The organism is Priestia sp. SB1 (genome assembly GCF_038898415.1).
The window spans coordinates 613,147-626,028 of record NZ_JBBJSS010000003.1 but is presented as its reverse complement, the minus strand read 5'-3'; the positions used below and the strand labels follow the sequence as shown (position 1 = coordinate 626,028).

The 12,882-nt window shown below is 37.9% G+C and carries 13 protein-coding genes; 7 read left to right on the top strand and 6 right to left on the bottom strand.

Going from position 1 to position 12,882, the window contains the following annotated elements; all coding sequences use genetic code 11:
* Positions 1-112: 112 nt before the first annotated feature.
* Positions 113-460, bottom strand: coding sequence for a winged helix-turn-helix transcriptional regulator (locus tag WKH56_RS13700; protein ID WP_014461394.1), 348 nt, complete (start codon positions 458-460; stop codon positions 113-115).
* Between the two features lie 163 nt (positions 461-623).
* Between WKH56_RS13700 and WKH56_RS13695 the strand changes: the two genes are divergently transcribed.
* Positions 624-1,607, top strand: a complete 984-nt coding sequence (locus WKH56_RS13695) for a zinc-binding dehydrogenase (protein WP_108674402.1) — start codon at positions 624-626, stop codon at positions 1,605-1,607.
* A gap of 114 nt (positions 1,608-1,721) precedes the next feature.
* Here WKH56_RS13695 and WKH56_RS13690 read toward each other — a convergent pair whose 3' ends face one another.
* Complete coding sequence (locus WKH56_RS13690) at positions 1,722-3,506, bottom strand: ABC transporter ATP-binding protein (RefSeq protein ID WP_255906605.1); 1,785 nt, start codon at positions 3,504-3,506, stop codon at positions 1,722-1,724.
* Between the two features lie 16 nt (positions 3,507-3,522).
* Positions 3,523-5,265, bottom strand: coding sequence for an ABC transporter ATP-binding protein (locus WKH56_RS13685; RefSeq protein ID WP_342835913.1), 1,743 nt, complete (start codon positions 5,263-5,265; stop codon positions 3,523-3,525).
* A 126-nt stretch (positions 5,266-5,391) separates the two neighbouring features.
* Between WKH56_RS13685 and WKH56_RS13680 the strand changes: the two genes are divergently transcribed.
* Entirely contained in the window at positions 5,392-5,877 is a 486-nt protein-coding gene (locus WKH56_RS13680) for a DUF6985 domain-containing protein (RefSeq protein WP_028412168.1), read from the top strand.
* A 40-nt stretch (positions 5,878-5,917) separates the two neighbouring features.
* Here the strand turns inward: WKH56_RS13680 and WKH56_RS13675 are convergent, their stop codons facing one another.
* A complete protein-coding gene (locus WKH56_RS13675) occupies positions 5,918-7,468 on the bottom strand; it encodes a solute symporter family protein (RefSeq protein ID WP_028412169.1) in 1,551 nt (516 codons plus the stop codon).
* Between the two features lie 16 nt (positions 7,469-7,484).
* Positions 7,485-7,820 (bottom strand): DUF485 domain-containing protein, encoded by a 336-nt coding sequence (locus WKH56_RS13670; protein WP_048020457.1) that lies wholly within the window; start codon positions 7,818-7,820, stop codon positions 7,485-7,487.
* 497 nt (positions 7,821-8,317) lie between these two features.
* Here WKH56_RS13670 and WKH56_RS13665 point away from each other — a divergent pair, with 497 nt between their 5' ends.
* From WKH56_RS13665 to WKH56_RS13650, 4 genes are all read left to right on the top strand, one after another.
* On the top strand, positions 8,318-8,626 hold the full coding sequence (locus WKH56_RS13665) for a hypothetical protein (RefSeq protein ID WP_034269656.1): 309 nt from the start codon (positions 8,318-8,320) through the stop codon (positions 8,624-8,626).
* 217 nt (positions 8,627-8,843) lie between these two features.
* Positions 8,844-9,599 (top strand): IclR family transcriptional regulator, encoded by a 756-nt coding sequence (locus WKH56_RS13660; RefSeq protein ID WP_310884217.1) that lies wholly within the window; start codon positions 8,844-8,846, stop codon positions 9,597-9,599.
* A gap of 31 nt (positions 9,600-9,630) precedes the next feature.
* Positions 9,631-10,458, top strand: coding sequence for an aldo/keto reductase (locus WKH56_RS13655; RefSeq protein ID WP_048020102.1), 828 nt, complete (start codon positions 9,631-9,633; stop codon positions 10,456-10,458).
* Positions 10,459-10,579: 121 nt separating this feature from the next.
* Positions 10,580-11,341 carry an SDR family oxidoreductase gene (locus tag WKH56_RS13650; RefSeq protein WP_048020103.1) on the top strand — a complete coding sequence of 254 codons (762 nt, stop codon included), beginning with the start codon at positions 10,580-10,582 and terminating at the stop codon, positions 11,339-11,341.
* A 93-nt stretch (positions 11,342-11,434) separates the two neighbouring features.
* On the opposite strand, the gene WKH56_RS13645 is transcribed toward WKH56_RS13650, so the two are convergent.
* Positions 11,435-11,890 (bottom strand): MarR family winged helix-turn-helix transcriptional regulator, encoded by a 456-nt coding sequence (locus WKH56_RS13645; RefSeq protein ID WP_025749716.1) that lies wholly within the window; start codon positions 11,888-11,890, stop codon positions 11,435-11,437.
* Positions 11,891-12,242: 352 nt separating this feature from the next.
* Between WKH56_RS13645 and WKH56_RS13640 the strand changes: the two genes are divergently transcribed.
* The gene (locus WKH56_RS13640; protein ID WP_168760387.1) at positions 12,243-12,881 is read left to right on the top strand and encodes a biotin/lipoyl-containing protein; all 639 of its coding nucleotides are present in this window, start codon (positions 12,243-12,245) and stop codon (positions 12,879-12,881) included.
* The last annotated feature ends 1 nt before the right edge of the window (position 12,882 follow it).

Sequence of the window (12,882 nt, the reverse complement as noted above, 5' to 3'; positions counted from 1 at the left end):
AGATGTTCTTACACAAGGGCGACTCATAAGAAAGAGTAGGGAAATAGATAAAACAACCGAATAGCTCTTCCCAGCAGCTATTCGGTTATTTTAACAAAGCTGCTAGGAGAACTTAGCTGCAATTTGGGGTGTTTCCCATTCTTCTATCTCCCCATGCGCACATCATATTTAAAATTTCTCGTAAGGTTTCGCCTTCTTCACTGAGTGAGTACTCTACTTTAGGAGGAACTTCATTGTATACTTTTCTATTAACTACACCGTCTTTTTCTAATTCTTTTAGCTGTTGAGACAGCATTTTTTTAGTAATAGCAGGCATAGCTCGCTGAAGTTCGCTAAAACGTTTTTCGCCTTCTTTTAAGAGGCATAAAATAACGACTTTCCATTTCCCGCCGATTACTTCAAGTGTTGCTTCAACAGGTACATTATAGTGGGGTGCTTTCACCGCTAATCCTCCATTCATAAACAGATATGAAATATGGATATAATAATTTAATATCCATAGACCTAGGTTACCGGGAAGGTACCTGGTTACATGAAAGTGCCGTCTTTTGTAAACAACATGTATTTATTATACTGAAAAAGAACTTTTAATTGAAGGAAGAAATGTAAAAGGGGAGATCTTGATGAAAGCTTTACTGCTAGAAGGCAAAGGGAAAGTAAGTGAGATGAAAGTCGGAAATATCCAAAAGCCGCATCCAGCTAAAGGTGAAATTTTAGTTAAAATTAAAGCTACTGCCTTGAACCCTGTAGATTATAAAACAGGAAACGGCGGTAATCCCAGTTGGACATACCCTCACGTATTAGGACTTGATTCAGCTGGCGTTGTCGAGGAAGTGGGAGAAGAAGTCACAACTGTCAAAATCGGAGACCGTGTTGTATATCATAGCGATTTATCAAAAAAAGGCGGGTTTGCACAGTACGGAGTGACAACAGCTCATACGGTTTCCCTTATTCCACAAGGAGTTTCATTTGAAGACGCTGCAGCTATTCCATGTGCGGGGTATACAGCATATCAAGCATTGTTTCACAAAATGAACGCTTCAAAAGGACAAACGATTTTAATTCACGCAGGTGCTGGAGGGGTTGGAGGGTTTGCCATTCAGCTTGCTAAAAATGCAGGTCTTACAGTGCTTACAACCGCATCTTCTGCCAATCATGAGTTTGTAAAAAGTTTAGGTGCTGACTATGCAATCGACTACCGTAAAGAAGATTTTGTGAAAAAAGTGCTGGAGCTTACCGATGGACTCGGTGTAGATTTAGTCTTGGATACAGTTGGGCGTGACAATGCAGACGAGTCGGTAAAGGCTCTTGCTTTTAATGGTCAAATTGCATTTATCGCAGGACCTCCTAATGTAAATGATGCGATTTCGTTTGCGCATCCACTATCGTTTCATCAAGTTGCATTAGGAAGCGTACATCAGTCTAATAACGTAAAAGAACAGCAAAAACTTGCGGAGATGGGAAATAAAATGCTTTTGCTTTTACAAGAAAATAAGCTGAATGCTCTTGTGGAAAAAGTCATTTCACTAGACGAAGTGCCGGCAGCTTTAGATGAACTGGCGACTCGTCGAGTAAAAGGGAAAATTGTAGCTGTGATAGATAAATGATAGAGCGAAAAAGAGCTTGAGACAAAAGTATTTTAGTTGAAGTAAAAAACGAACTATTGATCAATAGTTCGTTTTCTCGTCTTTAGATTGGGCTAAGTTATGTTCCAGCCTCTTTTAAATCGTAAACTGCTGCGTATAGAGCTTGTGGTAAAAACCTTGTTTCTCTAATAGCTCGTGATGATTTCCTTTTTCAATAATCTGTCCGTCTTTTAAGACAAGAATTTGATTTGCATTTTCAATCGTTTTGAGGCGGTGGGCAATTACAAAGCTTGTTTTTCCTTTTAATAGATTACTCATTCCTTTTTGAATATCAATTTCTGTTTTTGTATCAATATTGGAAGTAGCTTCGTCTAAAATTAAAATATCACAGTCAGAGAGCATGGCTCGGGCAATCGATAAGAGTTGCTTTTGACCTTCACTTAAATTTCCTCCACCGGCTGAAATCACGGTATCGTATTGCTGCGGCAGGTGCTTGATAAAAGAATGAGCATTTGCCATTTTTGCTGCGCTTTTCACTTCTTCATCGCTGGCATCTAATCGGCCGAATCGAATGTTATCCGCAATCGTACCGGAAAATAAATAGGTATCCTGAAGAACAATGCCAATTCGGTTTCGTAAATCATGGATGTTATAGTCACTGATGGAACGGCCGTCAATTTTAATGTCTCCGTTTGCGATGTCATAAAATCGTGTGAGCAAGTTAATGATTGTTGTTTTACCAGAACCTGTAGGACCGACCAAAGCAACCATTTCACCTTTTTTTGCTGTAAGTGTAACATTTTTTAAAATCATTTTTTCGTCAGTATAGCCAAATGATACGTTCTCAAAAGCAACGTCTCCTGCAAATTTTGTAACAGAAAGAGCGTTTGGCTTGTTTGTGACGTCCGGCTGCTCATCCATAATCGCAAACACGCGCTCTGCGCCGGCAATAGCCGAAAGAATAGTGTTTACTAAGTTTGCCATTTGACTGATTGGGCGAGAGAACTGACGTGAGTAGTTAACAAATGAAGCGATCATCCCAACTGTAACGCTACCTTGAACAGCCATAAATGCTCCTGCTCCAATCACTAGTGCTAAGCCTAAGTTGTTAATAAAGTTTGTGACAGGACCTAAAAAGCCTGAAAATGTTTCTGCTTTTGTTGCTGAACTTCTCAGCTGTTCATTTCGTTCATTAAAAACAGTTAAAAAATCTTTTTCCTTACTAAAAAGCGTAACAACTTCTCCTCCAGAGATTGCTTCTTCTACAAAGCCGTTTAGCTCACCTAAGTCTTTTTGGCGTTTGACAAAATTTTCACTGCTTCGTTTTAATATTTGTCGAACGATTATAACCATTAATGGAATAACAATCAGTGTGATAATGGCAAGAATCCAGTTGAGCGAGAACATCGCAATGGTAATACCGACTAGAGATAAAATAGAGGACATAGCCTGAATAACGCTTTGACTCAGAGCGTTATTCAGGTTATCAATATCATTCGTAACCCGGCTCATTAACTCTCCGTGAGCTCGCTTATCAAAAAAGCGAAGAGAGAGAGTTTGAAGCTTTGCAAATAAATCTTGGCGGAGCATTCCGATGGTCGTAAACGAAACGTTTACCATTAAATAGGTTTGCAGCCATGTTAACAAAGATGTCGTAATGTAAATTCCTGCAAGAGTGAGTGACATTCGTATCGTTCCGCTGATATCTTTGGGAATAATATGCTCGTCAATAATAACCCCAATTAAATAAGGGCCTAATAAATTAAGCAGGGAAGTCACAATAACTAAGATGATCGCAGCCACAAGCGGAGGCTTTCGTTTTCCCATATATGACCAGATTCTATATAGTGTTTTTTTCGCATTCTTTGGCTTCACTACAGGACCCTTCATCATGCCTCTAGGGCCGCGAATAGAGCTCATTTGATTTTTACCTTGATTATTCACTAGGCAACACCTCTTTTCCGCCTTGTGCTAGATAAATGTCGTAATAAAGAGAGTGGTGACGAAGCAATTCTTCATGAGTCCCTTGTTCAGCAATTTTGCCTTCATCCATGACGATAATATGATCAGCGTGAAGAAGAGACGAAATTTTAGACGCAATAATAATGACGGTCGCATCGGAAAACTCTTCTTTTAAATGTGTTAGTACCTGCGCTTCTGAGACAGCATCCAACGCGGAAGTTGCATCATCAATGACCAATATAGCAGGCTTTCTAACAAATGCACGCGCGATTGAAAGACGCTGCTTTTGCCCTCCTGATAAGTTGGTTGCTCCTCGCGTTAAAGGATACTCATATTTTTCTGGGAGTTTTTCAATAAACTCCGTTGCGCATGCAAAAGCTGCAGCATCTTCAATTTCTGAGGAAGAAGCATGATCGTTTCCCATTCGAATATTCATATCAATCGTTCCGGTAAACAGTGTAGCTTTTTGAGGAATAAACCCAATGGATGAGCGAAGCTCTTTTACGTCATAGTTTGTCAGATTTTTTCCATCTACAAAAATTTCGCCGCCATCAGGATCATATAAGCGCGAAATAAGTTTTGCAAGCGTCGATTTTCCGCTTCCAGTAGAGCCGATAATGCCAATAGTTTCCCCGTGTTTAGCAGTAAATGAAATATCTTTTAATACGTTTTCTCCATTTTTACTGTAGCTATATGTAACGTTTTGAAACGATATATCACCTTTAAGCCTGTTGATTTGAGCAGCAGAGTTTGCTGGAGGAATGTCTATTTTTGTTTTTAAAACAGAATCGATTCGTTCAGCTGAAGGGAATGCACGTGTAATTTGCATCAGCACCATGCTGCTTGACATAAGTCCGTTTAAAATAATCGTTAAGTAATTAATAAAAGCTAAAATCACACCTGCTTCAATTTTTCCTGCTTCAACTTGAAGTCCACCCAGCCATAGAGTAGCTACCATGCCGATATTTACTACAAATAAAATAACGGGCATTAAAAGCGAAATAAGCTGAACAGCACTCATATTAGCTTGCGTCAAGGAGCTGTTTGCTTCTTTAAACTGATTGATTTCATATGATTCTCTTACATACGCTTTTACTACGCGCATCCCTGATAAATTTTCTTGGACTTTTGTGTTTACACGATCAACGCTTCGCTGAACTTTTTTGAAAAGTTTTCCGGCTTTCGTGATCACAAACCAAATGCATAAAAATAAAATAGGGACGACCACGACGATAATAGGAAACAAAGAACGAGCGGTTAATAACACGATCACAATACTTCCTGCAAAAAGTAAAGGTCCTCTAACTAATACTTTTAGCGTCATATTCAATGCGTTTTGAACACTCGTTACATCATTTGTCATGACAGTGATTAAGTGACCAGTCCCTAGTTTATCTCTGTTGCTGTTTGAGAGGTTTTCAATCTTTTCAAAAAGCGATTTTCGAATATCGGTAGAAAAATTTACTGCTGCTTTTGTGCTAAGGATGGCGCAGACGATACCAGCAGCTAAGCCAATGATTGCTAACATAAGCATAAGGATACTTCGGGTGATAACATATGTTTGATTGTTGTTTGCAATGCCATAATCAATGATATGCTGCATAATAGTAGGCTGAAGAAGGTCAGCTAACACTTCAATGACCATCAATAGCGGGGCAAACAGCGCGAGCCATTTGTAAGGTTTTAAGTAAGGGTATAAAGATTTAATTGTATTCACACATTGTGGCACTCCTTTCTGTAAAAAATATGGTAACATAGAATAAGTTTAGAAGTTTGTTTCAAGCACCATTTATTATACGCCAATGCAAGCAGAAATCCACTTTTTGAGAGGGTCAGGTATGCAATGAATCAAACATTACGAGTACATCATCCACTTTTTGGATCTTTGTTATATGACTCGGCCTGGGTTGGAGAAAAACAGGTCACTTTCTTTGGACAACAACAACATGTGTTGCTGACAATTGATGGAGATAAAGAGAAGCCATTTCAAAAACGGCAAGAAGAGGCTTTTCAAGCATTTTGGCTTCAAAGCGAATTATTGTTAAAGAGGACGGAAAAAGCTCTTTTTGATTATTATCAACAGGTGCGAGATGAATACAGAACTCAAGTTGAAAAAGACGTGGTAGACTTATTAGTTCCGAATGTAAAAAAGCGAAAAGACATCGGTTTTTTAGTTGAGTGTATTCAAATCTTTGTTCCTGAAGCACCCCATGATACAAGAGAAGTTGGTTTGTTTTTTGAATGTACGTGGGAAGAAGAGCATATGTTAGCTGTAAAGTTTAGAAATGAACAAATTGCCGCTATTGGCTTACAAGAAGATTTATTCTAGTAAAAAGCCTTGAAGCAACCTGCTTCAAGGCTTTTTGGCATTAATGTTTGACAGGCTCTTCGATTCCCATACCTGTATTTGCTTTTACTAAAATCTCATCAAATTTCTTTTCGTCTGCTTTTTTAGACGAAAGAAGTGTTCCTATAAAAGCAGCTAAGAAGCCTAGAGGAATGGAGATAATACCAGGGTTTGTTAATGTGATGAGCGGCTCACCTACAAAGATAGCAGCTCCAGGCTCAGGTGCCCACACGTTTGGACTAATGGCAACTAAAAACAGTGAGCTGAATAGTCCAACCAGCATGCCAGTGACTGCTCCTGCTGTATTAAAACGTTTCCAAAAAATAGTAAGAAGAATAATTGGCAAGTTAGCGCTCGCTGCTACGGCAAATGCAAGTGCAACTAAAAATGCTACGTTCATGTTTTGAGCAAATAATGCAAGAATAATAGATAGAATGGATACCCCAATAGAAGCCCATCGTGCAGCCACTACCTGTTCTTTTTCAGTTGCAGCCCCTTTACGGAGAATATGACTATAAAAGTCGTGAGCGAATGCTGAAGCTGCTGAGAGCACCAGCCCAGCTACAACAGCTAAAATCGTAGCAAAAGCTACAGCTGAGACAAACGCAAAGAGAAAGTCTCCGCCAAGAACTTGAGCGAGCAGGGGAGCTGCCATGTTTCCTGCTGCATTTGCTTTGATAATATCATCGTACCCTACGAATGCAGCAGCACCGAACCCTAAAAAGATTGTCATAATGTAAAAAACGCCAATGATCCACGTTGCATAAATAACAGACTTTCGTGCGGTGATGGCATCTTTTACTGTAAAGAAACGAATAAGGATATGAGGAAGGCCTGCTGTACCAAGAACAAGAGCTAAATTCAACGAAATCATGTCCAGCGGATTTTTGAATTTATTTCCTGGATTTAAAAATCCGTCGCCAAGAGGAGTTGCGGTTTTCATCTCAGAAAACATTTTAGCAAAGCTAAAATCAAATTTTGAAAATACAATAATGGAGATAATGAACGTACCAATCATGAGAAGCAACGCTTTGACAATCTGCACCCAGCTGGTCGCCGTCATGCCTCCAAATACAACGTAAACCGTCATCAACACGCCGACAATCAAGACAGAATACACGTAATCTAGACCAAGTAATAAATGAATTAATGCTCCTGCTCCAACAAGCTGCGCAATCATATAAAAAATGGAAATGGTGATCGTGTTTAATGCGGCAACTCCCCGCACTTTCTTTTCGTTAAAACGAGCTGCTATCATATCTGCCATCGTGTACTTTCCTAAGTTGCGAAGTGGTTCAGCTACAATGTATAACACGACGAGATAGGCAACTAAAAAGCCGATGCTGTAAAAAAAACCGTCAAATCCAGAAAGCGCTACCATTCCAGCTATGCCTAAAAATGACGCAGCAGACATATAATCTCCGGCAATCGCCATGCCGTTTTGCCAGCCGGTTAAACTTCCATCTGCTGTATAAAAGTCACTGGTCGTTTTTGTTCGCTTGGATGCCGCATACGTAATGATTAGCGTAAGACCTACAATAGCTAAAAAAAGTGAGAAAGCTAGTACGTTCATTCATTTAACCCCCTATTCAATTTGCAGCTTCTTTTTTTATCGTGTTAACAAGTTCATCAAATTTCGAGGCTCTTTTTGTGTATAAAATGCATAGGGCCCAAGTCATCACAAACTGTGCAAAAGCAAATACCCACGCCCAAGTCATAGAAGCAAAAGCTGGTTTGTTTAAGACGGTTGTGTAAGCCGTTAAGATGGGCAAGGTAAAATAAAAAGCAAGAAAAAACAGAGAGAGCGGTAAAATAAAATTGCGTTTTTGTTTCAAAAGTTTTTGAAATGAAGCAGACTGTACAATTTCTGTGTAATCAGGAGAGGAAGAAGCATTGTTTACCTTCTTTAAAGAATTTTCATTCATCGCCAAGCGGAATTCCCCCTTTGATAATAAATAGATGAAGCAAAAAGCTCCATATCACTTGAATTATATTATTTTCGGAATAAAAAGTAAATTCTGTCTTTTTGTGAGAATGGTAACTTTGGAAGTTTTTTAATATACTAAAGCTTCAAACTAAATGCATACTGCCATAATAAAAAAAGAACAACATTCAATATAAAGGAGAAATCGTTCACAATAGAAATGTTGAAATTAACCCTTAGTTTCTTTTACATATAAGGCTTTTCTTTATTATCTAAACGTTATTTTTTTGTTTGATCTTTTGAAAAATAAAAGAAGATGATGATAAAATCATAAGCACACAATAATGTTAGATAGGAAACAGGTGAAGAAAGTACGCTATTATTCAGAGATGGTTATAAATAGACAAGATATTATGAAAGATTTCTATATGAATGATATTTTTTCTTTATAGTAAACAAACAATGTGACTACTTATATAAAAGAGAAAAGGTGAAATAATGGCATTTGGAATCAAACGCCCGGAACTAAACGCATGGAAAGCAGCTGTTAAGCGAGGAGAGATCGCATTTTTAACTCATTACTGGCTCGATGAGCGTTTTCCACACGCAACTACCGTAACAAAAGTAGGTTGCAGTGACTTAAATAAGCTGATTAAGTGGGGAGAAAAGTATGGTATTCCCGCTAAGTATATTGATAATCGATCCGGCTATCCTCATTTCGATTTACTAGGCGAGCGTCAGAAAGAAATTATGAAAAAGGAAAATCAGCTGGAGCAGCTGAAGCGATTTGAAGAAGTTAACGAATGAAAAGCAAAGTTAATTTTAAAAAACTGTAAAAAAATTCTATTGTTACGGCTTTTTTTATGTTTAAATAGAAAAAACAGTGGAATAGATTAAGAAGAACAATTACGTTATGTATTCTCTTATATAGGGAAAATAACTTGGTTTAGTTTCCTTATTTGATACGATAAAGAGCTTTGTTTTATAATAAAATTGTTGTTCGGATAAAAGGAGGAAGAAGGGCATGTCCGAGGTTGGAACTTTAAAAAAAGGATTAGATATCTTCTCTTTGCTTTTAAACCGTCCGAATATGACTATTCCGGAAATGATGGAAGCGCTCGGTTTTAATAAGAGTACGATGTATCGTCTTGTGAGCACGCTTGAACAAAACGGATTTATTGTAAGAAACCCGTCTAACCGCTATACGGTTTCACCACAACTGGTGCTGGCACTCGTACAAAATACGATGCATACGAACTATGAAATGAATTGGCTCTCTGTTCCTGCTATGCAGAAGCTGAGTGAAGAGACCAATGAGACCATTTACGCGGGAATTCTCCATCATAAACAGATGGTTACAACTCAGGTGGTGAACGGGCAATATGGCACTCGTACGCATTCCGAAGTAGGAAATAAAAAGCCGCTTCATGCAAATGCTATTGGAAAGTGTATTCTTGCTTATCAAGAGGACAGCGTGCAAAAATCTATTCTTCACGAACTTTCGCTTGAAGCTTATACAGATCGAACGATCACCGAGCTGGACGAGCTGGAAGCTGACTTAGCTTTAAGTAAGGAAAGAGGATATGCTGTCGATGATGAAGAACGGGAGCCTGGCGTTCGCTGTATTGCAGCCCCTATTTTCAGAAAAGGAAAAATAATGGCAGCTATTGCTTTATCAGGTCCATCCGTTCGTATTTCAGAGGAGAAAGACGAAGAACATGCTGCACTTGTTAAACAGTGCGCAGAACAAATTTCACAAGCAATTACTCTTTACGAATAATTCAACAGTAAAAAAGGGGATGAACAGCAACATGGAAAACTTACAGTCAACAACGACCTTAGCAAACGGCGTTAAAATGCCGTGGTTAGGTTTAGGTGTTTATAAAGTAGAAGATGGTCAAGAAGTTGTAGATTCAGTTAAATATGCAATCAAAGCTGGATACAAAAGCATTGATACGGCTAAAATTTATGAAAATGAAGAAGGCGTGGGACAAGCGATCAAAGAATCAGGTGTTTCTCGCGAAGAACTATTTGTTACATCAAAAGTGTGGAATGCAGATCAAGGATATGACACAACTCTTCAAGCGTTTGAAACAAGCTTAAACAAGCTAGGTCTTGAATATTTAGATTTATACTTAATTCACTGGCCGGTTGAAGGTAAGTATAAAGATACGTGGAAAGCACTTGAAAAGCTTTATAAAGACGGGAAGATTCGTGCAATCGGCGTATCGAATTTCCAAGTGCATCATCTAGAAGACTTAATTGCAGATGCAGAAGTTAAGCCGATGGTAAACCAAATCGAATTTCATCCACTTTTAACACAAACAGAAGTGCGTCAATACTGCAAAAAACAAGGAATCCAAGTGGAAGCATGGTCACCGCTTGCACAAGGTGAGCTGCTTGATAACGAAGTGTTAACTCAAATTGCTGAAAAGCACGGAAAATCAACTGCTCAAGTTATCTTACGTTGGGACTTACAAAACGAAGTAGTAACGATTCCTAAGTCAACAAAAGAACATCGTATTATCCAAAATGCAGACGTATTTGATTTTGAATTAAATGCAGAAGAAGTTGAAAAAATTAACGCATTAAATCAAAATCATCGCGTAGGTCCAGATCCAGATAACTTTGACTTTTAATGTTAAATTAAGACTAAAACGTCTTGTAAGATAAATAATAAACAAAGCGCTATTGTCATTCATGCAGTAGCGCTTTGTTTATTAATTAGGAAATGTGATGGTTGAACGAGGAGGAAAAGTAATGAAAATGTCAGGAAACACTATTTTAATTACGGGCGGAGCGTCTGGAATTGGATTGGCGCTTGCAGAACGTTTTTTAAAGGAAGGAAATGAAGTTATTATTTGTGGAAGAAGGGAATCAAAGCTGCAAGAAGCAAAAGAAAGATTCCCTTCGTTACATACAAAAGTGTGCGACGTATCAATAGAAGAAAGCAGAGTAGAGCTGGTAAAATGGGCGACTGAAAGGTTCCCAAAATTAAATGTTATTGTGAATAATGCAGGCATTCAGCAGCGCGTAAATCTTTTACACATGCACGAAGAGTGGCAGTATTACGAAAAAGAACTAATGAGTAATGTAAGTGCTCCTATTCATTTAACTTCGCTATTGATTTCTCATTTCGTTCAACAAGAACGTGCTGCGGTTATTAACGTAACGTCGGGGCTGTCTTTAACACCTGGAGCATGGGTGCCAATTTACAGCGCAACAAAAGCGGCGTTAAGGTCGTTTACGATTAGTTTAAGACATCAAGTAGAAGAAACAAATACCGAAGTAATAGAAATTCTTCCTCCAGCCGTGAACACGGATTTAGGAGGACCGGGACTTCATACATTTGGAGCACCGCTTGATGACTTTGCTGATTCAATATTTGAAGAACTGAAAAAAGGCAAAATCGAAATTGGCTATGGAGACAGCGCTAAAAGGCTTCATGCTTCTAAAGAAGAAATTGAGAAAGCTACAGCACAGGCTTGGAGGGGGTTTTTAAAGAACAATCCTGAATTTTAAAGGCAGAAAGCAAAAAGGTTTCTAAAGCCTTCAATGGTAGCGGGTCATAAAAAGCGTGTGTCCATAAAATAAATGGACACACGCTTTTTATCATTAACGATCTACCGTTTGTCTAATTCGTTTTTCCATTTTCTCAAGCATGCGGAGGTACTCATCCTGTTCTTCTGGAGTTAGAGCAAAAAGCATGTCTTGCCAAAATAAATTTCGCTGCTCAATTACATAGTTCACTAATGTTTCGCCAGCCTCCGTTAAGGATATCCATACAATTCGGCGGTCTTTTTGGTCACGTACGCGCTTAATGAGTGCATCATCTTCTAATTGATTTAATAAAATGGTAGTAGCCCCGGAGGTTAGCTTTAGATTTGAAGAAATTTCGGCTACCATACGTTTAGAGCTGATTCCAATGAATTTTAGAATTAAAAATTTTGTAATGGTCAAATTATAGGGCTGCTCACTGATTTTATCTTCCAAGAGCTTTCGCTTGAGTTCAAATAATGAGGTTTTAACTTGGTCAAGTTTTTCTAGTTTATCTATTAACTGCTGATCCATCATAATCACCTTTTCTTTATCATTATAGGTGTTAAACAATTGCTGCTAGTTACCTATTGTGGTTTATGTATATAGGGAGTTTGTTCCAAAAAAAGGAGCTGTTTTTGTGTATAACCCTATGCTTATATATCTAACTTTAAAGTAAAGTAAAGTACTTGTAAAGAAACCAAAACTTTTAAGTTGTATTTCAGTTAAAGATGTAGTAAAGTATTCAGTCGGGAAAACTTTATGAAACATAAATGTTTAGTTTTAAAAATAAATTAAAATCAAAGTTATTTACAACTAAATATCTTTGTGATAAAGTTATCTAGCGTAATACTTAACTGAATGAAATATTAAGGAGGTAAAATAAATGTCAAGAGGGCGTTTAATTTTAATGAACTTTATCGGAATTATTGTAGTATTAGCTTTAATTATTGGTGGGGGATACTATTATATTCAAAAATCTAATTATGTATCCACAGACAATGCAAAAGTGTCGGGCGATCTTTATACAGTAGTAGCGCCAACGGCAGGTAAAGTAGCAAGCTGGAGTATTGAAGAAGGTAAGGATGTTTCAAAAGACGATGAGGTAGCTAAAATCCAATCAGAAGATGGAGAAAAAACAGTTACAGTACCAGAGGATGGTAAAATCATCAAAACACAGGTAAAAGAAAATCAAATGGTTCAAGCTGGTCAACAAATTGCTAGCGAAGTAGATATGAATAACTTATTCATCATTGCAAACATTAAAGAAGACAAATTAAAAGATATTGAAGCTGGCGATGACGTTGATGTAACAGTTGACGGAGATACTAAAACAACAATCGATGGAAAAGTAGAAGAAATCGGTTATGCAACAAACTCAATTTTCTCATTAATGCCAAGCTCTAATTCAGACGGCAACTATACGAAAGTATCACAAACAGTTCCTGTTAAAATCTCTATTTCTAACTACTCTGAAAACGTACTGCCAGGTATGAACGCAGAAGTTAAAATCTCTAAAAACTAAG

Excerpts from the sequence above, each read along its gene's own strand:
- WKH56_RS13700 (WP_014461394.1), bottom strand. The coding sequence starts at position 460 with ATGAATGGAGGATTAGCGGTGAAAGCACCCCACTATAATGTACCTGTT.
- WKH56_RS13695 (WP_108674402.1), top strand. The coding sequence starts at position 624 with ATGAAAGCTTTACTGCTAGAAGGCAAAGGGAAAGTAAGTGAGATGAAA.
- WKH56_RS13690 (WP_255906605.1), bottom strand. The coding sequence starts at position 3,506 with ATGAGCTCTATTCGCGGCCCTAGAGGCATGATGAAGGGTCCTGTAGTG.
- WKH56_RS13680 (WP_028412168.1), top strand. The coding sequence starts at position 5,392 with ATGAATCAAACATTACGAGTACATCATCCACTTTTTGGATCTTTGTTA.
- WKH56_RS13675 (WP_028412169.1), bottom strand. The coding sequence starts at position 7,468 with ATGAACGTACTAGCTTTCTCACTTTTTTTAGCTATTGTAGGTCTTACG.
- WKH56_RS13670 (WP_048020457.1), bottom strand. The coding sequence starts at position 7,820 with ATGAATGAAAATTCTTTAAAGAAGGTAAACAATGCTTCTTCCTCTCCT.
- WKH56_RS13665 (WP_034269656.1), top strand. The coding sequence starts at position 8,318 with ATGGCATTTGGAATCAAACGCCCGGAACTAAACGCATGGAAAGCAGCT.
- WKH56_RS13660 (WP_310884217.1), top strand. The coding sequence starts at position 8,844 with ATGTCCGAGGTTGGAACTTTAAAAAAAGGATTAGATATCTTCTCTTTG.
- WKH56_RS13655 (WP_048020102.1), top strand. The coding sequence starts at position 9,631 with ATGGAAAACTTACAGTCAACAACGACCTTAGCAAACGGCGTTAAAATG.
- WKH56_RS13650 (WP_048020103.1), top strand. The coding sequence starts at position 10,580 with ATGAAAATGTCAGGAAACACTATTTTAATTACGGGCGGAGCGTCTGGA.
- WKH56_RS13645 (WP_025749716.1), bottom strand. The coding sequence starts at position 11,890 with ATGGATCAGCAGTTAATAGATAAACTAGAAAAACTTGACCAAGTTAAA.
- WKH56_RS13640 (WP_168760387.1), top strand. The coding sequence starts at position 12,243 with ATGTCAAGAGGGCGTTTAATTTTAATGAACTTTATCGGAATTATTGTA.